At 59.7% G+C, this 26,105-nt stretch carries 22 protein-coding genes and 1 pseudogene; 6 read left to right on the top strand and 17 right to left on the bottom strand.

Annotation, left to right across the window (positions count from 1 at the left end; all coding sequences use genetic code 11):
- Positions 1-32: 32 nt before the first annotated feature.
- Positions 33-1,451, bottom strand: a complete 1,419-nt coding sequence (locus tag AGR13A_RS08980) for an aminotransferase-like domain-containing protein (RefSeq protein ID WP_035224216.1) — start codon at positions 1,449-1,451, stop codon at positions 33-35.
- A gap of 93 nt (positions 1,452-1,544) precedes the next feature.
- Here AGR13A_RS08980 and AGR13A_RS08975 point away from each other — a divergent pair, with 93 nt between their 5' ends.
- Positions 1,545-1,850, top strand: coding sequence for a DUF1127 domain-containing protein (locus AGR13A_RS08975; RefSeq protein WP_035224218.1), 306 nt, complete (start codon positions 1,545-1,547; stop codon positions 1,848-1,850).
- A gap of 247 nt (positions 1,851-2,097) precedes the next feature.
- On the opposite strand, the gene AGR13A_RS08970 is transcribed toward AGR13A_RS08975, so the two are convergent.
- The 14 genes and pseudogenes from AGR13A_RS08970 to AGR13A_RS08900 form a co-directional block, all read right to left on the bottom strand.
- A complete protein-coding gene (locus AGR13A_RS08970; RefSeq protein ID WP_035224220.1) occupies positions 2,098-2,502 on the bottom strand; it encodes a hypothetical protein in 405 nt (134 codons plus the stop codon).
- 77 nt (positions 2,503-2,579) lie between these two features.
- A complete protein-coding gene (gene purQ, locus AGR13A_RS08965; RefSeq protein ID WP_080834845.1) occupies positions 2,580-3,251 on the bottom strand; it encodes a phosphoribosylformylglycinamidine synthase subunit PurQ in 672 nt (223 codons plus the stop codon).
- 21 nt (positions 3,252-3,272) lie between these two features.
- Positions 3,273-3,515 (bottom strand): phosphoribosylformylglycinamidine synthase subunit PurS, encoded by a 243-nt coding sequence (purS, locus tag AGR13A_RS08960; RefSeq protein ID WP_003495372.1) that lies wholly within the window; start codon positions 3,513-3,515, stop codon positions 3,273-3,275.
- A 56-nt stretch (positions 3,516-3,571) separates the two neighbouring features.
- A complete protein-coding gene (purC, locus tag AGR13A_RS08955; protein ID WP_003495374.1) occupies positions 3,572-4,336 on the bottom strand; it encodes a phosphoribosylaminoimidazolesuccinocarboxamide synthase in 765 nt (254 codons plus the stop codon).
- A gap of 203 nt (positions 4,337-4,539) precedes the next feature.
- Positions 4,540-5,103: an alpha/beta hydrolase gene (locus AGR13A_RS08950; RefSeq protein WP_003495376.1), complete on the bottom strand. Its 564-nt coding sequence runs from the start codon at positions 5,101-5,103 to the stop codon at positions 4,540-4,542.
- 68 nt (positions 5,104-5,171) lie between these two features.
- Positions 5,172-6,479 carry an adenylosuccinate lyase gene (purB, locus tag AGR13A_RS08945; protein ID WP_035224226.1) on the bottom strand — a complete coding sequence of 436 codons (1,308 nt, stop codon included), beginning with the start codon at positions 6,477-6,479 and terminating at the stop codon, positions 5,172-5,174.
- A 124-nt stretch (positions 6,480-6,603) separates the two neighbouring features.
- Entirely contained in the window at positions 6,604-7,140 is a 537-nt protein-coding gene (locus AGR13A_RS08940; protein WP_080834843.1) for a hypothetical protein, read from the bottom strand.
- A 60-nt stretch (positions 7,141-7,200) separates the two neighbouring features.
- Positions 7,201-7,878 (bottom strand): ribulose-phosphate 3-epimerase, encoded by a 678-nt coding sequence (gene rpe, locus AGR13A_RS08935; protein ID WP_035224231.1) that lies wholly within the window; start codon positions 7,876-7,878, stop codon positions 7,201-7,203.
- A 110-nt stretch (positions 7,879-7,988) separates the two neighbouring features.
- Positions 7,989-9,116, bottom strand: a complete 1,128-nt coding sequence (locus AGR13A_RS08930) for a branched-chain amino acid ABC transporter substrate-binding protein (protein ID WP_308400189.1) — start codon at positions 9,114-9,116, stop codon at positions 7,989-7,991.
- Between the two features lie 826 nt (positions 9,117-9,942).
- Complete coding sequence (locus tag AGR13A_RS08920) at positions 9,943-10,359, bottom strand: NUDIX domain-containing protein (RefSeq protein ID WP_080834839.1); 417 nt, start codon at positions 10,357-10,359, stop codon at positions 9,943-9,945.
- 29 nt (positions 10,360-10,388) lie between these two features.
- A pseudogene (locus AGR13A_RS08915) lies at positions 10,389-11,893 on the bottom strand (DEAD/DEAH box helicase).
- Positions 11,894-12,112: 219 nt separating this feature from the next.
- Positions 12,113-13,408, bottom strand: a complete 1,296-nt coding sequence (locus tag AGR13A_RS08910) for a M23 family metallopeptidase (RefSeq protein ID WP_080834837.1) — start codon at positions 13,406-13,408, stop codon at positions 12,113-12,115.
- A gap of 160 nt (positions 13,409-13,568) precedes the next feature.
- Positions 13,569-14,396, bottom strand: a complete 828-nt coding sequence (locus AGR13A_RS08905; protein WP_167377448.1) for a ferritin-like domain-containing protein — start codon at positions 14,394-14,396, stop codon at positions 13,569-13,571.
- A 15-nt stretch (positions 14,397-14,411) separates the two neighbouring features.
- Positions 14,412-14,879 carry a peroxiredoxin gene (locus tag AGR13A_RS08900; RefSeq protein ID WP_080834832.1) on the bottom strand — a complete coding sequence of 156 codons (468 nt, stop codon included), beginning with the start codon at positions 14,877-14,879 and terminating at the stop codon, positions 14,412-14,414.
- Positions 14,880-14,998: 119 nt separating this feature from the next.
- Between AGR13A_RS08900 and AGR13A_RS08895 the strand changes: the two genes are divergently transcribed.
- Positions 14,999-18,382 (top strand): YhdP family protein, encoded by a 3,384-nt coding sequence (locus AGR13A_RS08895; RefSeq protein WP_080834830.1) that lies wholly within the window; start codon positions 14,999-15,001, stop codon positions 18,380-18,382.
- Positions 18,383-18,621: 239 nt separating this feature from the next.
- On the opposite strand, the gene tyrS is transcribed toward AGR13A_RS08895, so the two are convergent.
- A complete protein-coding gene (tyrS, locus tag AGR13A_RS08890; RefSeq protein WP_080836709.1) occupies positions 18,622-19,875 on the bottom strand; it encodes a tyrosine--tRNA ligase in 1,254 nt (417 codons plus the stop codon).
- 148 nt (positions 19,876-20,023) lie between these two features.
- Between tyrS and AGR13A_RS08885 the strand changes: the two genes are divergently transcribed.
- Positions 20,024-21,145 carry an anhydro-N-acetylmuramic acid kinase gene (locus AGR13A_RS08885; RefSeq protein ID WP_080834827.1) on the top strand — a complete coding sequence of 374 codons (1,122 nt, stop codon included), beginning with the start codon at positions 20,024-20,026 and terminating at the stop codon, positions 21,143-21,145.
- Positions 21,146-21,385: 240 nt separating this feature from the next.
- On the opposite strand, the gene AGR13A_RS08880 is transcribed toward AGR13A_RS08885, so the two are convergent.
- Positions 21,386-22,063: an alpha/beta hydrolase gene (locus AGR13A_RS08880; protein WP_020012833.1), complete on the bottom strand. Its 678-nt coding sequence runs from the start codon at positions 22,061-22,063 to the stop codon at positions 21,386-21,388.
- Between the two features lie 211 nt (positions 22,064-22,274).
- Between AGR13A_RS08880 and AGR13A_RS08875 the strand changes: the two genes are divergently transcribed.
- The 3 genes from AGR13A_RS08875 to sufC all read left to right on the top strand — a co-directional run bounded on the left by AGR13A_RS08875 (position 22,275) and on the right by sufC (position 26,105).
- Complete coding sequence (locus AGR13A_RS08875) at positions 22,275-23,444, top strand: cysteine desulfurase family protein (RefSeq protein ID WP_080834825.1); 1,170 nt, start codon at positions 22,275-22,277, stop codon at positions 23,442-23,444.
- A 197-nt stretch (positions 23,445-23,641) separates the two neighbouring features.
- Complete coding sequence (gene sufB / locus AGR13A_RS08870; RefSeq protein WP_006698793.1) at positions 23,642-25,111, top strand: Fe-S cluster assembly protein SufB; 1,470 nt, start codon at positions 23,642-23,644, stop codon at positions 25,109-25,111.
- Between the two features lie 238 nt (positions 25,112-25,349).
- On the top strand, positions 25,350-26,105 hold the full coding sequence (gene sufC, locus AGR13A_RS08860) for a Fe-S cluster assembly ATPase SufC (protein WP_003522658.1): 756 nt from the start codon (positions 25,350-25,352) through the stop codon (positions 26,103-26,105).

Genomic DNA, 26,105 nt, shown 5'->3' with positions numbered 1-26,105 from the left:
GAGGTCGTGTTGCAGGAAAGACTCGTTCCCGCTCACGCCTCGCTTTCATAACCGGCCGAACCATTGTCGAGCAGATGCCGCAAGGTGCCGAAGGCATGGGTCAGATCCTCGCGTTTGGGAGGCCCGGAAAAGCTGATGCGGACACGGTGGAAAACCTTCTCCGTGCGCCCGGCCTTGAACTCGTCCTCGTCGTCGATCAGCACGCCCTCCTTCATGGCGGCATTGCGGAACGTGCCGGAAAGCCAGGGTTCGGGCAGCCGCAGCCATAAGAAGGCGATATCCGGCAGGGAATTGAATTCCAGCCCGGCAAAAACGCGTCTGGCGATCGCCTCACGCTGGTTGATCTCGGCAATACAATCCTTGCGGATGTCATCGGCGTCGCCGCTATTGACGAGCCGTGCATTCAGTTCGGCCAGCATGAAGGGCAGACCGCCGGTTATCATCGAATGCGAAATGCGTATCCTAGACGAGAACTGCGCCGGGCAGGCGACCCAGCCGCCCCGGACACCGGCGGAAACGGATTTGGACAGGCCGCCGACAACAAAGGTGATATCGGGCGCGAATTCGGCAATCAGCGGGATCGCCTCGCGGGTCATGGCGCCATAGAGATTGTCCTCGACAATCCATACGCCGTATCTACGGGCGATATCGGCGATCGCACGCCGCCGCTCTTCGGGCAGGGTGGCGCAGGTCGGGTTCTGGCCCGCCGACATCAGGAAGATCATCTTGGGGTGCTGCTGGGCGCAGACGCGTTCGAAATCGTCGGGGACAATACCCTTCTCATCCGCTTCCACCAGCGTTACCCGCCGTCCGGCCAATGCGGCGCTGCGGCTGATATGGGAATAGGTGAGGGGCTCGAAAACGATCCGGTCGCCCGGCGCCGTCATCGCCGTCACCACGCTCATCACCGCGGCGTGGGCGCCGAGCGTCGAAACGATGTTTTCCGGCTTTGGCGACCAGCCGTTCTGGGAAAGCCAGCGAACGCCCGCCATACACCAGCTGTCTGGAAGCGCGCGGGTGTAGTTGGTCACTTCGAAGGGATGGTCCCGGGTGACGGCCTCGATATGCCGGGTGATCAACGTGCTCTGGCCGACATCGGGTGCGGCAGTGGTGTTCAGCCGGAACTCCGCGCTGGTCTCGATCGGGTGGCGTGTGCCGCCGAATGCGGACGCTGCGGGTTCGATACGTGACGACGGGGCGGGGGTCTTGCTCTCATTGACATAGGTGCCACGCCCGACTTCGCCGCTGACGAGACCACGCTCGTGGATGAGCGCATAGGCGCGGCTGATTGTGCCGATTGTCACACCCAGATCATAAGCGAGATTGCGTTGCGGCGGCAATTTTGAACCGGCCTTCAGAATGCCATCCGAAATCGCACCTTCGATACTGTCTGCAAGGCGCAGGTAAATGGGCCCATTGCCCTCGGTAATGTCGGGAAGCCAATTTGTCATGGTGACAATTTATGCATTGTATCTACGTGCAAGTCAATTGTATTTATTGGATGCATTAACTGAGGCTGAACGCACGGAGACAATAGGTGCAATATGCGCAAGATGGATCAATACCTTTCGACAACGGATACAATTTATCCTGACGGTTACGAACGGGAACGCGTGTTCCGCGATGCCGGCGACATGGTCGCACCGGCGCCGTATCCGGCTGAGATCGCTCGCACGCTTATTGGTCGCCTGATTACGGGCTTGTTCAATTGGCACGATAAACGACAGGGACGGCTCGCTTTGCGGGAACTGTCGGACGATCTTCTGCAGGATATTGGCGTGACGCGCGACGAGGCCTTGAAGGAGGCCGCAAAGTCGCAGCTTTTCTCGTGGCCAACGCGGCCGCTTTGATTTTCTGCCGGAGAGCGGCGCCATCTTTCCCCGGTGCCTGATAGCCATTCGGCAGGCCCGCCACGCCAGTCCCAACCGGCGCGGCGGGTCTTTTTGTATTGAATCTTCCACCCTCCGTCGTTCTCGGGCTTGACCCGAGGACCCGTTTTCATTCGGCCGTGGATCCTCGGGTCAAGCCCGAGGATGACGTCGCGAGCGGGGCGGCCTTGTCGTCAAATCTTTAACAGAACACATCAGGGTCGCTAAATCAGCAACCCTTGCCGCCATTCGCCCAGCGTTTTACGTCGGTCGCGATGCGGCCGGCAACGGCGTCGTTCATCACCGGACCGAAAGCGTCGAGCTTTGCCGGGTTGCCCTCGGCCTGAACCACCAGCATGGGGCGGGATTCCGGGCTGTTGCGCGGCACGAGCAGGATGCGCGGGCGGCCAGAAAAGGAATTCAGTTCCGGCGCCAGGCGATAGGCCTTGAAGGCCGGATCGCCCGATTTGAACCAGCAGGCATTCGCGCCCAGCGCGACCCGTTCCATGGTCGGCAATGCCGCTCGCGACACGGATGATACCGGCTGGGGCTTGGGCTGGCATGCGGCAAGCGCTGCGGCGGCGAAAAGCAATCCAGCGGCCTTCGGGGCATGGGATCGGAACAGGCGGTTCATCGCGTCATCCAAATTAAAGGCCAAACTGGAGCCGGAAGTGGCATCGAGAAGAGGGCAGGCACATGCCCGCCCGCTTGTCAGGCTGCGATGACGCCGAGCGCCGAGGCAAAGAGGCCGCGGCCGTCATTGCCGCCATGGGCGGCCTCGATCAGGTTTTCAGGATGCGGCATCATGCCGAGAACGTTGCCCTGAGCGTTAATGACGCCGGCAATGTCGTTCAACGAACCATTGGGATTGGTGCCGTCAGCATAACGGAACACGACCTGGCCATTGCCTTCGACGGCCTTCAACTCATCCGCTTCGAGGAAGTAGTTGCCGTCGTGGTGGGCGACGGGGCAACGCAGTACTTGGCCCTTGTCATAGGCGCGGGTGAATTCGGTGTCGTTATTGACGACTTCGAGCTTCACTTCACGGCAGACGAATTTCAGCGAGGCGTTGCGCATCAGCGCGCCCGGCAGCATGCCGGCTTCGACGAGAATCTGGAAGCCGTTGCAGACGCCGAGAACCTTGACGCCCTTTTCGGCCTTTTCGCGGATGGCCTGCATGACCGGCATGCGGGCGGCAATGGCGCCGCAACGCAGATAGTCACCGTAGGAGAAGCCGCCGGGAATGACGATCAGGTCAACATCCGGAAGTGTCGTTTCCGTCTGCCAGATGGTGACGGGCGCCGTTCCGGAGATTTTCGTGAGCGCCGCGATCATGTCGCGGTCGCGGTTCAGGCCGGGAAGTTGGACGACAGCGGATTTCATGGTCGGCGGCTCCTGCGGCTTTTAGAGAATGGCGATAGAGTAGTTTTCGATAACCGTATTGGCCAGAAGCTTTTCGCACATCGCCTTCAGGTCGGTCTCGGCCTTGGCCTTGTCGGCACCTTCCAGCTCCAGGTCGAAGACCTTGCCCTGACGGACATGGCCGACGCCGCCGAAACCGAGGCTGCCGAGCGCGCCTTCGATTGCCTTGCCCTGCGGATCGAGAACGCCGTTCTTCAGCGTAACAGTCACCCGTGCCTTGATCACCTGATCTTCTCCTGATTTTACCCTTGCGGTGTCGATATTACTTCACGAGGCCGATATTACTTCACGAGGACAGGGCCGGTGCCGCGGATCGGTTCGTTTTCATTGATGATGCCGAGACGGCGCGCAACTTCGGAATAGGCTTCGAGAAGCCCGCCCATGTCGCGGCGGAACAGGTCCTTGTCCATCTTCTTCTGGGTCTCGATATCCCAGAGACGGCAGCTGTCTGGCGAAATCTCGTCGGCGAGGATGATGCGCATCATGTCGCCTTCGAAAAGGCGGCCGCATTCGATCTTGAAATCGACGAGCTGGATGCCGACGCCGAGGAAGAGGCCGGACAGGAAGTCGTTGACGCGGATGGCAAGCGCCATGATGTCGTCAAGCTCGGCGGGGTTGGCCCAGCCGAAGGCCGTGATGTGCTCTTCGGAGACCATCGGGTCTTCCAGCTCATCCGACTTGTAATAAAATTCGATGATGGAGCGCGGTAGAACCACGCCTTCCTCGATGCCGAGACGCTTGGAGAGAGAGCCGGCGGCGACATTGCGCACGACGATCTCGAGCGGGATCATCTCCACTTCCTTGATCAGCTGCTCGCGCATGTTGAGGCGGCGGATGAAGTGGGTGGGAATGCCGATCTTGTTCAGATGCGTGAAGACATATTCGCAGATACGGTTGTTCAGCACACCCTTGCCGTCGATGACTTCGTGCTTCTTCTTGTTGAAGGCGGTCGCATCGTCCTTGAAGAACTGGATAAGCGTGCCTGGCTCCGGACCTTCGTAGAGGATCTTGGCCTTGCCTTCGTAAATACGGCGGCGACGGTTCATAATGGCAGGTCTCTTGGTTGACGCCGATTCTGGTGGCGTTACGTTTCTGTCTTTGAGCGGTCCCATAAAGGAAAAGAGTGCATTCTACAATGCAGCGCGCATATCTTCCCTTCAATTCTTATGTCGGGCCGACAATGTCCCATGGCTGAAAATCGACCGGCGCGAGCGGCAAGGGGCGGGGCGGGTCTCGCCCTTCGTATCTCTCAGGGCTCGTTTGCCTTCAGGCGGCTCAGGAACTGGGCGAACACCATGCCGCCTTCCGGCCATGGGCCATGGCCGGACTCGGCGTTGATATGGCCGGACATGCCGGCATCGATCAGCAGCGAACCCCAAGCGGCGGCAATATCGTCGGCATGTTCATAGGAGCCGAAGGGATCGTTGCGGCTGGCGATGGTGATGGCCGGAAACGGCAGCGGATCGCGCGGATAGGGGCCGAAGGTCATCAGATGTTTCGGCCGGATATCCGGATTGGCGACATCCGGCGGGGCGACGAGAAGTGCGCCTGCAACTTTCCTGCCGATTTCCGGAATGGCGTGGATGACGGTCGGAACACCCAGCGAATGGGCGACGAGAACGACGGGCTTGGTCGAGGCGTTGACCTCTTCCACCAGCCGCGCCACCCAATCGTGCCTCACCGGTTTTGTCCACTCGGCCTGCTCGACACGGCGCGCGGTGGAAAGCTTGCGCTCCCAGCGCGTCTGCCAGTGGTCTGGGCCGGAATTGGTGTAACCCGGTACGATGAGGATATCTGCTTCTGAAACTTTCATGCGCCCATATCTGTGTCGTGATGCCGCCGCGATCAAGGCCGCGACGGCATTAACTTCAGGGTATTTGCTCAGGCGTTGCCGAAGACGCGCTTGAAGATCGTGTCGACATGCTTGGTGTGGTAGCCGAGATCGAACTTCTCGCGGATGGCATCTTCGGGAAGGGCGGCGCGCACTTCCTCATCGCCCAACAGCTCCTCGAGGAAATCCGCACCCTGTTCCCAGACCTTCATGGCGTTGCGCTGCACCAGGCGGTAGGCGTCCTCACGCGAAACGCCGGCCTGCGTCAGCGCCAAGAGAACGCGCTGCGAATGCACGAGGCCACGGAACTTGTTCATGTTTTTCAACATGTTGTCCGGGTAGATCACCAGCTTTTCGATGACGCCGGCAAGGCGGTTCAGTGCGAAGTCGAGGGTAACGGTGGTGTCAGGGCCGATGGCGCGCTCCACCGAGGAGTGGCTGATATCGCGCTCATGCCAGAGCGCCACGTTTTCCATGGCCGGGACGACCGACATGCGCACCAGACGGGCAAGGCCCGTCAGGTTTTCAGTCAGCACCGGGTTGCGCTTGTGCGGCATGGCGGAGGAACCCTTCTGGCCGGGAGAGAAGAACTCTTCCGCTTCCAGAACTTCGGTGCGCTGCATGTGGCGGATTTCGATGGCGACGTTTTCAATCGAAGAGGCGATGACGCCGAGGACGGCGAAGAACATGGCGTGACGGTCACGCGGGATGACCTGCGTGGAGACCGGCTCGGGAATGAGGCCGAGCTTGGCGCAAACATGTTCTTCCACGCGCGGGTCGATATTGGCGAAGGTGCCGACGGCGCCGGAGATCGCGCCAGTGGCGATTTCCGCACGGGCATTGACGAGGCGCTCGCGGTTGCGGTGCATCTCGGCATAAAAGCGGGCAAAGGTCAGGCCCATGGTGGTCGGCTCGGCATGGATGCCGTGGCTGCGGCCGATGCGCACCGTGTTCTTGTGTTCGAAGGCGCGGGTCTTCAGTGCGGCGAGCACCCGGTCCATATCGGCGAGCAGCAGATCGGCGGCGCGGACGAGCTGGATGTTGAGCGTGGTGTCCAGCACGTCGGAGGAGGTCATGCCCTGATGGACGAAACGGCTATCGGGGCCGACAAATTCGGCGAGGTGCGTCAAGAAAGCGATGACGTCGTGCTTGGTGACGGCCTCGATCTCGTCGATGCGGGCGACGTCGAAAGTGGCGCTGCCGCCCTTTTCCCAGATGGTCTGGGCAGCCGACTTGGGGATGACGCCGAGTTCGGCCAATGCGTCACAGGCATGCGCCTCGATCTCAAACCAGATGCGGAACTTTGTTTCCGGCGACCAGATGGCGACCATTTCCGGCCGGGAGTAACGAGGGATCATGGCAATGACTTTCTTTGTGTGGAATTCTCTGTGGAGGAATTTTGCTGCCCGTTTAGCAAAGTGTTCCGGTAATCTCAATCAGCTATCAGGCCTGCGCATCGGCCCGATGCGCATATTCAAAGTGTCAGGGCGTCCTTTGTGCGTCTGAACGGATGCGCGGCGCGCCATGTGCCCGTCTGCAAAGGACAAGGCCTGCAAGCAGCAGCGGAACGGCGGCAAATGGAAAATAGAGGCGAAGGCCCAGAATGCAGAACTGGTAGATGGCGCCGAGCGAGGTGAAGAGCTGCTGGAAAAACCAGATGCGGGAAAATGCCGGTGCGTGCCACTGCGCATAAAAGATGCGGTACTGAAAAGCGAAAAAAGCTGCCGTGACCGCTATGGTGAAGAAGGCGATGGCAAGGCAGCTTGCCGCAAGGCGCAGCGGCAGGTTGACGGATGCGGGGAGGAAGCGCAGGGCGACCATCGCCAAGGGCCAGCCCAGAAGGCCACCGCAAAAGAACAATATTACGATGTCGGCAGCATGGTCGGTTTCGAACCGGTTTCTGAGATAGAGGCCGAGGGCGGCGCTGGCTGCCGAAGAGGCGGCCCAGACGAGCGGGGCAAGGAGCGGAAACAGAGAGGCCGGTATTATCTTACGGAAATCCTGCGTTTCGCTGTCCATCAAAGCCCCCACCCAAACGCCTGCAGTCTCGTTTCCGGCGTCTCCGCGTTTGGTGTCGGATCAGGACTGCCCGGCTTCCGCCGTCGTGCGCAGCAGCGAGACCGTTTTACGATAATCCTCGACGCCGTCTCCCTTGAAGATGGCCGAGCCGGCCACGAGTGCATTGGCGCCGGCGGCAACGATCGCGCCGGCGGTCTGCGCCGTCACGCCGCCATCCACTTCAAGTTCGATCGGCCGGTCGCCGATCATCGCTTTTGCCGCGCGGATCTTGTCGAGCATGGCGGGAATGAATTTCTGCCCGCCGAAGCCGGGATTGACGCTCATGATCAGGATGAGATCGACATCATCAAGCACGTTTTCGATGACGGAGAGCGGTGTGGCGGGATTGAGCGTCACACCGGCCTTCCTGCCGAGCGTGCGAATGGTTTGAAGCGAGCGATGCAGGTGCGGCCCCGCCTCCGCATGCACGGTGATGCCGTCGCAGCCGGCCTTGGCGAAGGCCTCCAGATAGGGGTCGACGGGAGCGATCATCAGATGGCAATCAAAAAAGGCATTGCTGTGCGGGCGAAGCGCCTTGATCACATCCGGTCCGAACGAGATGTTGGGCACGAAATGGCCGTCCATGACATCGAGATGGATCCAGTCCGCGCCTGCTTCCGTCACATCGGCGACTTCCTGCCCAAGCTTGGCGAAATTGGCAGCCAGGATGGACGGTGCTATCCGGATGGGAAGGGACATGGGGCAAACTCCTCTCGACGCGTTGCTCAACGCTGCCTTTAGCATCGTGTATCCGGGTTTGAAACGGCCTCAGCCGCGACTTGTTGAATTTCCGGTGACGCCGGCTTCACTTACTGTCGTTCGGCCTTGTCCGCCGGTTCGAAGCGCTGGCCGTTCCACCGCTGCAGGCGATAGGGATTGTCCGCAAGCTCATGCGACGGGTTAAAAACGATATCGCCGATGACGGTTTTGAAGACGGTACCGCCTGCCAATATTTCGGGTGCGGGTTTTCCCTGCGATTGCGCCGCTTCGGCGAGCGCTGCGGTCAACTCCGTCGCCGCATAGGCGGGCAGGGTGTATCCCTCCGGTTCGATGTTGGCGGCGCGCAATTCACCGGCAACGGCCTGTGCCGAGGGCAGCGTGTCATAGGCGGGGCGGGTGATCGCCAGCACATTGGCGGCAAGCGCAACCGGATTGTTCGCCGCATTCATGGCATCGCCGCCCATGATGGTAAGCGGAATGTTTTCCGAAGCGGCATCTCTGGCGATGATCGCAATGTCATTGCGCTCGCCGCCGATGAAGACATGGGTAATTCCGGTTCGCGCCAGCCGGCGCACAAGCGCCACCTGCTGTTCCTGGCCGGGGCGTATCGTGTCGGCGAAGGTGGGTTTCAGCCCGTTTTCCTCCAGCGTCGAGCGGATGCGGTCGATCAGGTCGCGGCTGAAGATCGTGCCGTCATCCACAAGACCGATCGAATGCCCTTTCCAGTCACGCAGGATGATTTCCGCCGCCCTGTCCGACTCGGCCCTGTCCGACGGAGTGAGGCGGAAGAGCGGCCAGCCATATTTAAGGGCGTCTTCCATCAGGATCGGGGCGCGGCTGGAGAGCGTGATCGCCGGAATGGCCGCCGCCTTGAGGGGCGGCAGAACGCCCTGAAGTGTCTCGGTGCACAGGAACCCGATTGCGGCGCTGACTTTGGCGGCCACCAAGCCGTCGGCAATCGCACCGCCGCTGCCGTCTTCGCAGCTCTCATGGATTTCGACGACGTCCAGCCCGAGCTTGGCGGCGGCCGCCTTCGCGCCCTGCCGTAGCTGCTGTCCCAAAAGCTCGTAGGGGCCGTTCTGTGGAGCAACGATGCCGATCGATGCCGCACTTGCTGAGCCCGCAAGGGCAAAACCGGCGATAATCGTTAGCAGGCGAAGTGAAAGCATGACGTGATCGAAATCCTGTTGTCCCGGCTTGATGTTTATCGGCAACAATCGGTTTTCCAAAGGAAAAATCACTGACACCCCCGCAGAATCGCACATCGACCGCCCTTCGCGATGGTTGTGGTGGAACTTATCCGATTCGAAAGGCGGGAGGACGACGACACGTCCTGGTTGTTGGTGTTTGGCGCAATTATGGGCGATCTGCCGATTATCGTTGCTCGAAAGCTAATGGAATTTCCGCAGAGTGCAAAAAGAAGTATCGCCTGCGCTCTACGAGAGGCTCTTTACTTTATAATGCTGTAACATGCCGAGCTTATAAGCAAATTTTATGCAGATTAATATCTCATTCTGCACTTTTTAAGTGCAGCGCGATAGACTGCACATTTAATTTTCATCTCTTCAATTCATTGATATGCAAAGATAATATTCTGATTTTTTTGCCTGCCATTTGCTTCTTGCCATGTTTTTTTCGCATTTGCGAGAAGATTTGCTTGACGGAAAGTAAATGTTTAGCTTAGATATCCGTGTTTCAGGGGACGACTGAAATTGGCTTTAAAAGGCCTCGGAAGTGTTCCGATTATAAGCACTGCCAGACTATATTACAGTTCTTATTCTATTTATTTCATCACGTATAAACCGCTTCAGGCAACTGGGGCGGTTTTTTACATTGTGCTAATTTAAGCAATTTTAAATTGTATTTGGAAAGCTTCGCGCAAAAACATTCTTCTATAATTATGTTTGCTGAAAATAAATCGCATGAAAGCGGGTCTTCTGGCGCGGGCGTGAGCATGTTCGATCCCCCGCAAATCTCTCCTTGAGACGGAAAAATGCCGTCCTTGCGTCGGCAGAGCGGCGGTTCGCTGTTTGTTGCCCGGCTTTATTTCAGCGCGGTCAAGGCGTCTTTCGCAAAGGCGGAGATGGGTGCTGGAAGGGCATCGAGGTCGAACCAGCCGATTTCGGAAAGCTTGTCCGGTTCCGTCAGCGACGGTTCACCCTGCGTGTCACGCGTCATGAAGATCAGCGAGACCCAGTGATGGCGGTCTTCCGGATTGATATATTCGCTGTGGCAGAGAAACTCGACCTTGCCGATTGTCAGCCCGGTCTCTTCTTCGGCCTCTCGCCGTGCTGCGGCGAGGGCGGATTCCAGATGGTCAACCTTGCCGCCTGGAATATTCCAGTATCCTGCCTCCGGCGCTTTCATGCGCCGGCAGAGGAGAAGCTGGCCATCGCGCAATATGGCGAGGCCAACGCCGACGCCTGGAAAATCCTGTCCTGGCTTGATGGTCGGCGTCATGTTTTCATTCCCGCGGCAGTCTGGTGGGCTCAGGCCTTGGCGTTTGCCACGATCAGCATGAATGCAGGAATGTCGTCGCCGAAACCAACGGGCGTCGGGCCGTCATCATGGTCGCGATAGTGGCGACGGCGGTCGCGGTTGTCGTCATTGGCATGCGGCTGGTTGCGGTTGTTGCGCTCCGAATTGCGCGGGGTCTTTTCCGGTCTGCGTTCTGCTTTCACCTTGTCGTCTCCATGAGCCGGGATGTCCGTGTCCACAGCGGATTGTGCAACCTGATTGATGTTTTCGACCGGCGATGCGGGTGCATCGCGACGGTTCCTGTCGCGGCCCCTGCCGCCACGTTCCTTGCTACCCCGGCGGCCGGAATTGCTTTCAAAGCTTTCCATGGGGCGGGGAGCGAGGACAGATCACCATTCAGCCACTCGATCTTCTCGGCGATCAGCTTTTCGATCGCGTCCAGATATTTTGCGTCGCTTTTGGTGACGAGGGTGAAGGCCTTGCCCGAACGGCCCGCGCGACCGGTGCGGCCGATGCGGTGGACATAGTCTTCAGCGTGAATGGGAACATCGAAGTTGAAGACGTGGCTGACATCGGGAATGTCCAGTCCGCGTGCTGCAACGTCGGAGGCGACCAGCAGCGTCAGATTTCCATCGCGGAAATTCTGCAGCATCGTGGTGCGCGAACGCTGGTCCATGTCGCCATGCAGGGCGCCGACGGAAAAGCCGTGACGATCCAGCGAGCGGAACAGGTCTGCCACATCCTTCTTGCGGTTGCAGAAGATGATGGCGTTCTTGAGTTCGGTCTCTTCGGCACGGACGAGATCGCGCAGCACGGCGCGCTTCTCATAATCCTTGTTGTGCGCGGCGACGATGCGCTGCGTGACCGTCTTTGCCGTGGAGGAGGGCTTGGCAACCTCGACACGGGTGGGGTTCTGCAGGAACCGGTCGGCGAGCTTCTGGATTTCCGGCGGCATGGTGGCCGAAAAGAACAGCGTTTGCCGGGTAAAGGGGATCATCTTGGCGATACGCTCGATATCCGGAATGAAGCCCATGTCCAGCATGCGGTCGGCTTCATCGATGACGAGGATTTCCACGCCAGTCATCAGCAGCTTGCCGCGCTCGCAATGGTCGAGGAGACGGCCGGGTGTGCAGATGAGAACATCGGCGCCGCGCTCAAGCTTGCGGTCCTGATCTTCGAAGGAAACGCCACCGATCAGAAGGGCGACGTTCAGCTTGTGATTCTTGCCGTATTTCTCGAAGTTTTCGGCGACCTGCGCTGCGAGTTCGCGGGTCGGCTCGAGGATCAGCGTGCGCGGCATTCTGGCGCGTGCGCGGCCCTTCTCGAGCAAGGTGAGCATCGGCAGAACGAAGGAAGCGGTTTTCCCCGTGCCCGTCTGTGCGATACCGCAGATATCACGCTTTTCCAGCGCGGGCGGAATTGCGCCGGCCTGAATGGGTGTCGGCGTCGTGTAGCCGGCATCTGCAATAGCGGAAAGAACTTTTTGGCTCAGGCCAAGATCAGAGAATGTTGTCAAAGGAAGAACTTTTTCCGTTCTGGTTCGGTAAGAACACCTGCGTGCCGCTGCGACACTTGCAAAGACTTGGCGCGGGGATATGCCCAAATTGCCGGAAAGTCAAGGAAACAACGGGAAATGCACGCGAAACGTCGCGGTTCGGGCGAGGCTTTTTAGCCTTCGGCGTGGTTTTGCGCGATTTATCGTAAAAAGCGCAAAAAAAGCGTTAAATTCGGCCGACTATTTAAGATAGGTTTTAAGCTCTGCCCCGGCGATCAGGAACCGCATCGGATCAACAGGCGTATCGTTGCGGCGTACTTCATAATGCACATGCGGACCGGTCGAGCGGCCGGTGCTGCCGGCCCGGCCGATAACGTCGCCGGCCTCCACTTTCTCACCCACCCTGACCAGAATGGCGGAGAGGTGGCCGAATCGCGTCGACACGCCCTGGCCGTGGTCGATCTCGACCATATTGCCGTAGCCGCCGGAATTTTCCGCCACCGTCACCTTGCCGGCACCGGTTGCCTTCACGTCCGCGCCGGTTTCTGCACGGAAATCGATGCCGGTATGCAAGGCGGGCCGCCCGAGAAACGGATCCATCCGGTTGCCGAATCGGCTGGTGATCGTCCTGCCGGGAGCCGGATTGCCGAAGGGCAGGGCGGTTGCGCTTTCCTTGACGATATCCAGACGGTTGAGCGCATTGTCGAGATTGGTGAGGGAAAGATTGAAGGGATCGGTTTCACTGCGCTGAGGATCGGCATAAGGACCGCCAACATCGTCCGTTCCGCTTTCGTCGATTTTCAGGCCGGCCTGACGGATGATGTCCTGCATTGCGCTCGCCTTGTCCTCGGCGTCGCTGGTCAGCCTGGCTATGCGCGATATCTGCTGGCGCTCGATGTCCTTCAGCGAAAGCGTCACCTTGGAGAACACCCGGTCGGCCCGGTCGGAAGGTGTTTCGCCGGCTTCGGGAACGTAGGACGCCCGCTTGTCGGTTTCGGCATTTTCCGGCTGCAATTTCCGGGGCGCCATCAGCTTTTCGATAGCGGAAAGGCCGCCGGACATATCGGCGCGTTTTTCCGGTGCCATCGCATTCGAGAGAGAGGAAGGTGAGGCCGGCGAAGCGGCGATGCCGGAATTTTCCGCGCGTTCCAGCAATTCGCTCATGCGTCCGTGCCTGGAGGTGAGGGCGGCCTGCTGTTCCAGCAGTTTTTCCACTTTCTTTTCAACCACCTGCTGGTCGAGCAATTGCCGTGAAGTAACGCGGTCCACCTGCGCTCTCAGCGCTGCGATGCGGTCTTCGTAATCGTTCTGTATGCGCGTCTGGCGCGCCATGGTTGCGCCGATCAGGTCGTCGCGCAGGATGAGATAGCCGGTAGCCCCGAGATAACCGAGTGAAAGAAGACCGATGGTGCAGCCGGCAAGTGCCGACATCCACGGCCGGATCGTCAGATGCCGCACCTTGTCACCGCGCGCCAGAATGAGGACGTGTGGCTCACGCTTTTTGCCGAATACCCGGTTTTCCGTTGTATCAGTCAAAATCTCTCTCCGGGCTGGCTTCGCAAAGCACGACGCGTAGATTCAACAGTTTGGAGCGTCATTCGCGCGTCCAACCGGACGCACGGGGCACTGGAGGAAATCATAATTCGTTAAGGTTAACGAAGTTTTGCCGGAGAGGCTCTGAGGGCCGAAAGCGGCGTCAGCTGTTGCTGACGGCGGTGAGCGAGCGATAAAAGGATGGCGTCAGACCTGCTTCGGCGCGGGCGAGGTCGTTGAAGGGCGGCTTCAGCGGACCGCGGAAATTGGTGCGCACCAGCTGTTTGAAAGTGGCTGCCGGGTCCTTCTTTTCGCGGGCGCACAGAAACCGGAACCATTTGGCGCCGATGGCGACATGGCCCTTTTCATCATTGTAGATGACATCGAGAACGGCGGCACTTTCCAGATCTCCGGTTTCCCGCATCTTTGCCTGTAGGGAGGGCGTCACATCCAGCCCGCGCGCTTCAAGAATGAGAGGGACGACCGCCAGCCGTGCGGTCAGGTCGTTGCGGGTCGAGTGGGCTGCCTGCCAGAGCCCGTCATGGGCCGGCAGATCGCCATAGTCCGCGCCCAGGCTCCGCAGCCGGTCACGCACCAACCGGAAATGTTTCGCCTCCTCGAAGGCGACCTGCATCCAGCCATCGAAAAAGGAATGCGGCACCGGCTCGCTGGCATAACGGGCAACGATGTCGAGAGCGAGGTCAACGGCGTTCAGCTCGATATGGGCAATGGCATGCAGCAGCGCTATGCGGCCCTTGACGGTGTGAAGGGAGCGGCGCTCGACGGCGGTCGGCGGAACGAGCTGCGGCTTTTCCGGCCTGCCCGGACGTTCGGGCAGGGGCGGATCGAGAGGGGAGCGCAGCGACAGGCGGCGTTCGAACCATCGCGTCGCCGTCTCCTGCGCCAATGCGGTTTTTCTGTCGATATCGGCGCTGGCGATCGCCTCGGTGGCACCGCCGCGCAGCGACATGATTTTGAACGGGGGTGTCACGACAGGGGCCGTCTCTCAGAGTTTGCCTGCGGCCTCCAGGACGGCCTGTGCGTGGCCAGCAACCTTCACCTTGTTCCAGATCTCGGCGATTGTGCCATCGGGTGCGATGAGGAAGGTGGTGCGTTCGACGCCCATGTATTTTTTGCCATACATGCTTTTTTCCTTCCAGACGCCATAGGCTTCGAGAGCCTTCCTGTCCTCGTCGGAGGCGAGCATGACGCTGAGCGCGTGTTTTGCGGCGAATTTGTCGTGGCTCTTGACGCTGTCAGGGGAAATGCCGATGACGACCGTGTTGGCCGCCTCGAATTCTCCGCCAAGGGCGCTGAAGTCGATCGCTTCGGCGGTGCAGCCGGATGTATCGTCCTTCGGGTAGAAATAGAGAACGACCGCCTTGCCTCGCAGGCCGGACAATGTCACCGTTCCTTCGCCGTTACGGGGCAAAGTGAAATCCGGAGCCGGGCTGCCAATCGTCAAGTCTGTCATAATCCACCTTTCTTTCGCCGGGATGTTGAGTGAAAGTCGCCACATTCGATATATAGCGAAACGGCGCGTCGTCCAGTGTTGGGGCGAAACAAAAGCTATTCAGGGGCAAACACGGGCGTATGGCTGAAGTCAGGGGTGAAAAGGTTACGTTCGGCAAGCGCGATATCATTGCGCTGCACGATCTCCCTTCGGCGCAGGCGGAAGATCCCATCATCGTGCATTGCCCGCCGCCGCGTTCCATGGCGCGCGCCTTCATCAAGATTTTCGCTGCTCTTTTCGTGCTCGCCTTTCTGTCGATCGGCGGCATCATCGTCTCCGTTGAAACTGGATCGATCGACAAGACCCTTTCCAGCCAGGCGCAGCAGGCGCTGGAAAGGGCGCTCGGGCCTCACTACAGCGCGCGGATAGGCTCATCGGCCATCCGATTCTCGACCGGGCTGCGGCTGGCGCTGGTGGCGCAGGATGTGGACATTGTCGAGAAGGAATCCGGCCAGCATCTGAGCCGGGCGCGGGCGATCGGCATGGCGCTCGATCCGCTTGCGCTTCTGGCTGGCCGCGTCTCGGTACAGAGCCTCGAGGCCGACGGCATGGAGCTCGATACGGCGCTTTTGCCCAAGGGCAACGGTTTCGATCTCTCCAGTGTCAAGCTCGATGCGGTGCCGCAGCAATTGCAGGAGGCTTTCGGGCAGCTCGACAAGCTTGCGCAGGCTTTCTTGAGCAGCGGAACAGAGGAAATCGATATTTCCAGCGTTTCGGTTCATCTGCCGCCCGGTGAACTGGGCAAACCGCGCACCATCGAGGTGCGGGAACTGTCGCTGACGCCTGACCAGCAGGGCGGCTATGCGCTTGATGGCGAAACCTTGTTTAACGGTGAAATTGCCAGCGTGTCGCTGAAGACCTCGGGCGGCGGCGGCGTGATCGATGGCTTTCAGGCCCGGATAGACGGTTTCGATATAGGTCCGTTTCTGGAAAAATACGATCCGCAGGGCAATATTCATGAGGGGCTTAACGTCAAGACCGGTGTCAGCATCGTTGCCCGCCGCGCCATGGAAGGGCACGAGCCACGGCTGGACGTTTCGGTCGGCATGGGCAATGGAACGCTTCTGATTGGGGGCGAGGCCCAGCCCTTTACCGCCGGCACGGTCAATGCCCGTTACGATTTTCAAAAGAGCACGCTCGTGATCGAAAACTCACGGGTGGAGCTGGGGCGGACGGTCGTTCCGGTCGTTGGCGAAATCAGGGACACCGAAGAGGGCTTCGGTCTTTCGCTGCGGATCGACAATGCGGTGGCTTCCGCCGAAGCCTCGGGTGAGGAGCCCGTTCCCTTCAGCCTGAAGGCGGATGGGCAATTTACGGCGGCCACGAAACAGCTCGAGGTTCCCTCGCTTTATGTCAGCGGTCCACTTGGAGACATGGCGGGATCGCTGAAAATCCGGTTTGGAGAAGGATCGCCGGAAATCAGTTTCGCAGGGCAGATTCCGAAGATGGAGGCGACGGCGGTCAAGCAGCTCTGGCCGTTCTGGATGGCGCACAAGCCGCGCGAATGGGTGGTTTCCAACCTTTATGGCGGGACGATCACGAATGGCTCGATTGCCGTTTTCATTCCGCAGGGGCGGATGTGCGGTCCCGGTTGCCCGCTGGTGCTTGGCGAGAGCGAAATGCAGATCCGCTTCGATATTGACGATACGCGGCTCAATACGACCGGCGACATTCCGCCGCTGCGCGATGTCGACGCGCATTTCAATCTCGTCGGCGGCCAGATGAGTGTCGATATCAAGCGGGCGACATCCTATTTCCCGTCCAATCGCTCGCTTGCGCTTGAGAACAGCCGTTTCCTGATCTCCGATGTCTATGACAAGCCGCTGCTTGGAAATCTTGAGCTGAATGTTGCGGGCGCAGCCGATGCCGTGGCGGAGCTTGCGACGCTGAAACCCATCAATGCCCTCAAGGATACGCAGTTCAAGCCGGACGATTTCACCGGCGATGTGAAGGCGAATGCGAAGCTGACCATAGGGCTGCTCTCCAGCCAAAACCCGCCGCCGCCGGTATGGACGGCCGATCTCGATCTCAAGAACCTGTCGCTGACAAAGCCGTTCGCCGGACACAAGGTGACCGCGCTCGATGGTTTCATGGCGTTGAACGACCGGCAGCTCAGGCTTGAGGGCAAAGGCCGGGTGGACGATGTGCCGATGGACATCGAAATGACGGAACCTGTGCGCAAGAACAGCGACGTCTCTCCGACACTGTTGCTGAAGGCAACCTTGAACGAGTCGCAGGTTGCCAAGCTTGCGCCGGAGCTTTCGACAGTCCTTGGCGGCACGACGGTGATGGAAATTTCAGGGGCCGATCCCAAACGTCAGGATGTCCGGCTCGACCTCAACAAGGCATCGATCATTCTGCCGGGGCTTGGCTGGAGCAAGGGTATCGGCATTCCGGCAAAAGCCGCCTTCACCATGGAGGTGGTGGATGGCCGCACGACGATCAGTGATTTTTCCCTCGATGGCGATGGCTTCGGCGCTGCCGGCGATATTGCCTTCAGCAAGAACGGGCTGATTTCAGCCGATCTCAGCCGCGTGCAATTGTCGCCTTCCGACAATTACGCCGTTTCGGTCGCCGCCTCGAAAAACGGCTATAGCATCAATGCTTCGGGAAAATCCGCCGATGTCAGGCCTTTCCTTTCGAAGCTGCGCAGTTCTTCCGGCGGTGGTGACGGGACATCGCGCGCGCAGCCATCCCTTGCCATCAAGACGCAATTTGACAAGGTTTACGGATTCAACGACGAAATCCTCGCCAATGTCAGCTCGGATATCAGCGTGCGCGACGGCAAGGTGCGCTCGGTGGATTTCCGCGGCGTCACCGGCAACGGCCAGGCGGTCGTGGCGCAGACCGTCAATCGCGGGGCAACGGGAACGGTGACGCTGACCAGCAGCGATGCGGGGTCGCTTGCCCGTTTTGCCAATATCTACAGTCGTATCCGCGGCGGCCTTCTCAACCTTGCGCTCACCACCTCCAATGGCAGCGACTGGAGCGGATCGCTCGACCTGCGCAATTTTGCCGTCGTCAACGAAGCCAAGCTGCAGGATATCGTCGCCACGCCAACGGGTGAGGATGGCAGGAGCCTCAACAATGCGGTGCGCCGCAATATCGATGTCAGCTCGGAGAAGTTCCAGCGCGGTTTTGCGCGGGTCGTTTACGTCAACGGCTCGGTTGCGGTGGAAAACGGCGTCGTGCGCGGCGAGCAGATCGGCGCGACCTTCCAGGGCCTGCTGAAGGACCAGAGCGGCCGCATGGACATGACCGGCACCTTCATGCCCGCCTATGGCCTGAACCGGCTGTTCGGCGAGCTGCCCTTCATCGGCATTTTCCTCGGCAATGGCCGCGACCGGGGTCTGCTCGGCATTACCTTCAAACTATCAGGCCAGACGGACCAGCCGAAACTGACGATCAATCCGCTGTCGCTGATCGCGCCCGGTGTGTTCCGGCAGATTTTCGAATTTCAGTGAATGGAGCGTCGCAAAGCTTGGCGCAAGCGGCTGTTTGGCGAGAACGGGTGCACCCGCGCTTCGTCACCCCGGACCTGATCCGGGGTCCAGTGCGATCAAGTCCTTGATCGCGTGAGAGCCCTTTCACGGCGCAGACGTACCGTGGCTGGATGCCGGATCGAGTCCGGCATGACGGAAGTGAGGGTATCGGCGCATCGAGGACCGCTTTCGCAGTCCTCGACACGATGTTTTTGTAAGTCTTACGCCGGGCGAACCAGAACGTGCTTCTTCTTGCCGACCGACAACTTGATGACGCCGTCGCCGGTCACTTCACCGGAACCAACCGTCTGGCGCTCATCCGAAACGCTGACGTCGTTGATCTTCACCGCACCGCCCTGAACGTGGCGGCGGGCCTCGCCGTTCGAGCCGGCGAGACCCGCACGGACGATGAGCGAGAGAACGCCGAGGCCGGCATCGAGTTCGGATGTCGGAACCTCGATGGAGGGCAGGTTTTCGGCGAGCGCACCTTCCTCGAAAGTCTTGCGTGCCGTCTCGGCCGCTTCTTCCGCAGCGGCGCGGCCATGCAGGATGGCGGTCACTTCGGTCGCGAGGATCTTCTTCGCTTCGTTGATCTCCGATCCGCCAAGCGCCGCAATGCGGGCGATTTCGTCCATCGGCAGGGTGGTGAAGAGCTTGGCGAAGCGCACGACATCCGCATCTTCGGTGTTGCGCCAGTATTGCCAGAAATCATAGACCGGCAGCAGGTCCTTGTTCAGCCACACCGCCCCGGAAGCCGACTTGCCCATCTTCGCACCCGAAGAGGTGGTGAGCAGCGGCGAAGTCAGCGCGTAGAGCTGCGGTGTCCCCATGCGGTGACCGAGATCGATGCCGTTGATGATGTTGCCCCACTGGTCCGAGCCACCCATCTGCAGGCGGCAGCCGGTGCGCTGGTTCAGCTCCACGAAGTCGTAGGCCTGCAGGATCATGTAGTTGAATTCGAGGAAGGACAGCGACTGCTCACGGTCGAGGCGCGTCTTCACGCTGTCGAAGGACAGCATGCGGTTGACCGAGAAATGGCGGCCGACATCGCGCAGGAATTCGAGGTAGTTGAGGCCACGCAGCCAGTCGGCATTGTTGATCATCAGCGCCGGATTGTTGGCGCGGTCATAATCGAGGTAATTGGCGAAGACATGCTTGAGCGAGGTGATGTTGTCCTCGATCATGTCGATCGTCATCAGCTTGCGGGCCTCTTCCTTGAAGGAGGGATCGCCGACCATGCCGGTGCCGCCGCCCATCAGCGAGATCGGCTGGTGGCCGGTCTTCTGCATCCAGTGCAGCATCATGATCTGGGTGAGGTGGCCGACATGCAAACTCGAAGCCGTCGGGTCATAGCCGATATAGGCGGTCACGGTTTCCTTGGCGAACAGTTCGTCGAGACCTGCCTCATCGGAGATCTGGTGAATGAAGCCGCGCTCATCGAGCGTGCGGAGGAAATCGGACTTGAACCTGGACATAACCTTTTTCTTTCTGGTTTGATCTTTGCGGCCATCGAAAACCAATGACCATCGCGCCTTTATCATTGTTTTTTGAAATGTGCACCCGTTTCGGCCATGAATGTCGGGATTCACTCCATGATGATTCGTGATTACAGGGGAGCGGCAGGTGGGCGAGGTCAAAACGGCAATCGGGCTGATGAGCGGCACATCGATGGACGGCATTGATATCGCCCTTTTGCGCACGGATGGCGAGAGCGTGGTTCGGCATGGGCCGAGTGGGTATTTCCCCTATGATCCGGGCCTGCGCGCCATCTGGCAGAAGGCATTGGTCACGGCCAAAGCCATTCGTGAACGGCGCGAACGTCCCGGCGATCTGGGTGAGGCCGAGCGCAAGCTGACGCTTGCCCATGCGGCGGCGGTCAAATCCTTTCTCCATCGTCACCGGCTCCAGCCAGGCGATATCGATGTGATCGGCTTTCACGGCCAGACGGTGCTGCACCGGCCGGATGAGGCGCTGACCGTGCAGATCGGTGACGGACCACTGCTGGCCTCCGAAACCGGCATCGATGTGGTTTACGACATGCGGGCCAACGACATGGTGCATGGCGGGCAGGGCGCGCCGCTGATCCCCGCCTATCACATGGCGCTCTCCGCCAATCTGCCTGATGGGTTCGAAACGCCCGCCGTTTTCGTCAATATCGGCGGCATTTCCAATCTGACCTATATTGGCGAGGGAGTGCGGCTTGCCGCCTTCGACAGCGGCCCCGGCAACATGCTGATCGACCAGTGGATCGAGGCGCATACGGGAAAGGCCTTCGACAAAGGCGGCAAGACGGCGGCGGGCGGCAGCGTCGTCGTGTCGCTGGTGGCGCGTTATATGGAAAGCCCGTTCTTTTCGGCGAATATTCGCCGATCGCTGGACCGCGGTGATTTTGTGCCGCCGAAAAAAGGGGAAGTCTCGCTGGCGGATGGGGCGCGGACGCTGGCGCATCTGACAGGGGCGGCGATTCTGAAGTCGGCGAGTTATCTGCCCGAAGCGGCGAAGACCTATGTCGTTTGTGGCGGCGGTCGATTGAACCCGGTGATCATGGCGGAGTTTTCGGACCTTGCCGAAAAGGTCGGCGCACGGGTGATCGCGGCGGAGGAGGCGGGTTTCGACGGCGGGGCGATGGAGGCGGAGGCCTGGGCCTATCTGGCCGTGCGCTCGCTGAAGGGGCTGCCGCTGACCTATCCCGGTACGACGGGGGTGAGGGAGCCGGTAACGGGTGGGGTTTTGGCGAGGGTTTAGTAGAAGACGGCGGTTGTGGCTTACCCCCCTCTGCCCTGCCGGGCATCTCCCCCTCAAGGGGGGAGATCGAAGCGTGGCGACCTTTCGACCATCTTGAACGTCGCAGCCGAGGCGAAGAGCAAGCCTCTTGCTGATCTCCCCCCTTGAGGGGGAGATGCCCGGCAGGGCAGAGGGGGGTAAACCGCACCCACCGGCGATCATTTTAGAAAAATCGAGCCGCCCGCCAAGAGGCGCAGCCAATCACCGAATACGCTTGGCCGCCGGTTCCGGCACCAGTTCGCCGTTGAGGCGGCGGTCGAGATAGTCCTCGCATTCGCCCATCAGCTCATCCACCTTGCCGTTGAAGAAGTGGTTGGCGCCGGGAAGCGTGCGGTGGGTGATGAGGATGCCCTTCTGGGTCTTCAGCTTTTCCACCAGGCCGTTGACGTCCTTTTCAGGTGCAACCTTGTCGCTATCGCCATTGATGATGAGGCCCGACGACGGGCAGGGAGCAAGGAAGGAGAAGTCGTAGGTATTGGGCTGCGGCGCAATCGACATGAAGCCTTCGATTTCCGGGCGGCGCATCAGAAGCTGCATGCCGATCCAGGCGCCGAAGGAATAACCGGCCACCCAGCAGCTCTTCGAATCGGGATGCAGGCTCTGCACCCAGTCGAGAGCGGAGGCGGCATCGGAAAGCTCGCCGGCGCCATGGTCGAATTCGCCCTGGCTGCGGCCGATGGAGCGGAAATTGAACCGGAGCGTCGTGAAGCCGCGCTTCTGGAAAAGATAGAAGAGCTGGTAGACGATCTGGTTGTTCATCGTGCCGCCAAACTGCGGGTGCGGATGAAGGATGATCGCTATCGGCGCGCTCTTTTCCTTGGAGGGTTGATAACGGCCTTCGAGGCGACCCGCAGGGCCGTTAAAGATGACTTCGGGCATTGGTACTCCGGTCGTGTTTTTTCATTCTCCAACCGCATTCTTCCGATGAGAAGACTTGACGAACTGTGTCATCTTTTCTAGAACGCAGTTTAGAATAATTCGAAACTTTGCGTGTGCTTAAGCACTCGGGTGGTGTCATAAGACAAGCGCAACTGTAATTTCAAGAAAAATGCGTTTTTGCGCATTGAAGATTGGATAAAGCCTCATCGCCATGACGGGTTTGACGCGCACATATATGGACTGGAACGCCACGGCGCCGCTTCTGCCCGCCGTGCGTGATGTCCTTGTGTCGGCGCTCGATCTTTCCGGCAACCCGTCTTCGGTTCATCGGGAAGGGCGTGCGGCACGCGCTGCCGTCGAGGCCGCCCGCCGCGAGGTTGCAGCGCTTGCCGGTGCGCAGGCCGCCCATGTCACCTTTACCAGCGGCGCGACGGAAGCCGCCAATCTGGTGCTGACACCTGAGTTCAGGATGGGGCGCGCTCCCGTGCGCTATGGCCGTCTTTACGTCTCCGCAATCGAGCACCCCGCCTTTCGCGAAGGCGGCCGGTTCGGCAAGGCTGACGTTACGGAAATTCCCGTTACGTCAGCGGGTGTCATCGATCTTGCCGCATTTGAGGCGCTGCTGTCTTCGCATGATGCTTCCACCGGCCTGCCGATGGTTGCCTGCATGCTGGTGAATAACGAAACCGGCATCCTCCAGCCGGTGGCGGAAGCGGCGCGGCTGGTGCACGCGGCAGGCGGATTGATGGTCGTCGACGCCGTGCAGGCGGCAGGCCGGGTTCTGCTCGATATCAATGCGCTCGATGCCGATTTCCTGGTCATCTCGTCCCACAAGCTCGGTGGCCCCAAAGGGGCTGGCGCGCTGGTCTCGCGCGGCGAGGTGATGATGCCGAAGCCGCTTATCCATGGCGGCGGGCAGGAGAAGGGGCATCGTTCCGGCACGGAAAATACCCTGTCTGTCATCGGTTTTGGTGCCGCTGCCGCTGTGGCTGCCCTGAATCTCGAGATTGAAGCGGCGCGTCTTGCCGCTCTGCGGTCGCGGCTGGAAGACGGCATGCGGGTGAGTGCGCCTGACGTGATCATTCACGGCGAGGACGTTGCCCGCGTTGGCAATACCACGTTTTTCACCCTGCCGGGCCTGAAGGCGGAAACGGGGCAGATCGCTTTCGATATTGAAGGCATTGCGCTCTCTGCCGGTTCGGCCTGCTCATCCGGCAAGGTGGGGGAAAGCCATGTGCTGACGGCTATGGGGCGTGATCCCAAGCTTGGCGCACTCAGGATTTCCCTTGGCCATGCGACTGATGAGGCCGATATAGAACGGACGCTTGCGGCGTTCACGAAAATTGCCGGGCGGCGCAGGCTTTCCGGTCAGGCCGCTTAAAATGCGGCAAAGAATTGCGGAATAGCAATTTTCCGCTTGCCGGGATGTGTGAAAAGCGCCATCCCGCACTTACATGGGTATAAGCTCCGCCCCGCTTAACGGCGCGGTGACATTGCCCGAAGATGGATAAGGCGGCTTTCCGCCTTGATACGTTGACAAGCCACCGGACCTTGGCTCCGGCGAGATTGGAGAACGACATGGCAGCGGTTCAGGAAACGATCGATCAGGTCCGCCAGATCGATGTGGACCAGTATAAATATGGCTTCGAAACCAATATCGAAGTCGACAAGGCCCCGAAGGGCCTTTCGGAAGAGGTGATCCGTTTCATCTCGGCCAAGAAGCAGGAGCCGGAATGGATGCTGGAATGGCGTCTTGAGGCTTACAAGCGCTGGCTGACGATGGAAGAGCCGACATGGGCACGCGTCAGCTACCCCAAGATCGACTTCAACGATCTCTATTATTACGCGGCGCCGAAAAGCACGCCCGGCCCGAAGTCGCTCGATGAAGTCGATCCGGAGCTTCTGAAGGTCTATGAAAAGCTCGGCATTCCGCTGAAGGAACAGGAAATCCTCGCCGGCGTCGAAAAGCGCCAGGTTGCGGTGGACGCCGTGTTCGACAGCGTCTCCGTCGTCACCACCTTCAAGGCGGAACTGGCGAAAGCCGGCGTCATCTTCATGTCGATTTCGGAAGCCGTGCGCGAGCACCCGGAACTGGTGAAGAAATATCTCGGCTCGGTCGTTCCGACGACGGACAATTTCTACGCGACGCTGAACTCGGCTGTCTTCACCGACGGTTCCTTCGTCTTCGTGCCCAAGGGTGTTCGCTGCCCGATGGAGCTTTCCACCTATTTCCGCATCAATGAAAAGAACACCGGCCAGTTCGAGCGCACGCTGATCATCGCCGAAGAGGGTGCTTACGTCTCCTATCTGGAAGGCTGCACCGCTCCCCAGCGCGACGAGAACCAGCTTCACGCGGCGGTTGTCGAACTGGTGGCGCTTGATGATGCCGAAATCAAATATTCCACCGTCCAGAACTGGTATCCGGGCGACAAGGAAGGCAAGGGCGGCATCTACAACTTCGTGACCAAGCGTGGCGATTGCCGCGGCAACCGTTCGAAGATTTCGTGGACGCAGGTGGAAACCGGCTCGGCCATCACCTGGAAATACCCGTCCTGCATCCTGCGCGGTGATGACAGCCGTGGCGAGTTCTATTCGATCGCGGTCTCCAACGGCCATCAGCAGATCGACAGCGGCACCAAGATGATCCATCTCGGCAAGAACACGTCGAGCCGCATCATCGCCAAGGGCATTGCCGCCGGCTTTTCGGAAAACGTCTATCGCGGCCAGGTTTCGGCCCACCGCAAGGCGACCAACACGCGTAACTTTACGCAGTGCGACTCGCTTCTGATCGGCGACAAATGCGGCGCGCATACCGTGCCCTATATCGAAGCGAAGAACTCCTCTGCGCATTTCGAACACGAGGCGACGACGTCGAAGATTTCCGAAGACCAGCTGTTCTACTGCCTGCAGCGCGGCATTCCCGAGGAAGCGGCGATCGCGCTGATCGTCAACGGCTTTGTCAAGGAAGTCATTCAGGAACTGCCAATGGAATTTGCCGTGGAAGCGCAGAAGCTGATCGGCATTTCGCTGGAAGGTTCGGTCGGCTGATGGAGACATCCCGACTCGGCGGCCCTGCGCTCCTCATATTACTTTGCATATTCGTATCGATGTGCGGAGTTTTTGTGGGAGTTGGCGGGCTGCTGGCGGGGTGGACATTCGCCAAGCCTCTTCTGATAGGCAGCGGTCTGGCGTTGGCAGCGATATTCTGGCTGACCGATGCACTGAGACCAGAGATATTTGAACGTTTCTCTTCCAGAAAGAGAAAACAAGATCGAGAGAATTGAACATGCTTGAAATCATCGACCTGCACGCAAAGATCGCCGATACCGAAACCGAGATCATCAAGGGCCTCAACCTGAAGGTTGCCGCTGGTGAAGTCGCCGCCATCATGGGCCCGAACGGTTCCGGCAAGTCGACGCTGTCCTACATCCTGTCGGGCCGCGAAGATTACGAAGTCACCTCTGGTGACATTCTCTATAACGGCGAAAGCATTCTGGAACTGGATGCCGCCGAGCGCGCCGCCAAGGGCATCTTCCTTGCTTTCCAGTACCCGGTCGAAATTCCCGGCGTCGCCACCATGCAGTTTCTGAAGGTTGCGATGAACGAGCAGCGCAAGGCGCGCGGCGAGTCCGAGCTGACGACGCCGGATTTCATCCGCCGCGTCAAGGAAGCCGCCGGCGATCTGAAGATCGACATGGAGATGCTGAAGCGTCCGCTGAACGTCGGCTTCTCCGGCGGTGAGAAGAAGCGCGCCGAGATCCTGCAGATGGCGCTCTTGGAGCCGAAGCTCTGCGTTCTCGACGAAACCGATAGCGGCCTCGACATCGACGCGCTGAAGATCGTTGCTGATGGCGTCAATGCGCTGAAGTCGCCGGATCGCGCTACCGTCGTCATCACCCACTATCAGCGCCTGCTGGATTACATCGTGCCTGACAGCGTTCACGTTCTCTACAAGGGCAAGATCATCCGCTCGGGTGACAAGGCGCTGGCGCTGGAACTGGAAAACAACGGTTACGCCGACATCATCGGTGAAGCGGCCTAA

It is taken from the genome of Agrobacterium genomosp. 13 str. CFBP 6927 (assembly GCA_900012615.1).
GTDB lineage: Bacteria > Pseudomonadota > Alphaproteobacteria > Rhizobiales > Rhizobiaceae > Agrobacterium.
This window is presented reverse-complemented; position numbering and strand designations above follow the sequence as displayed.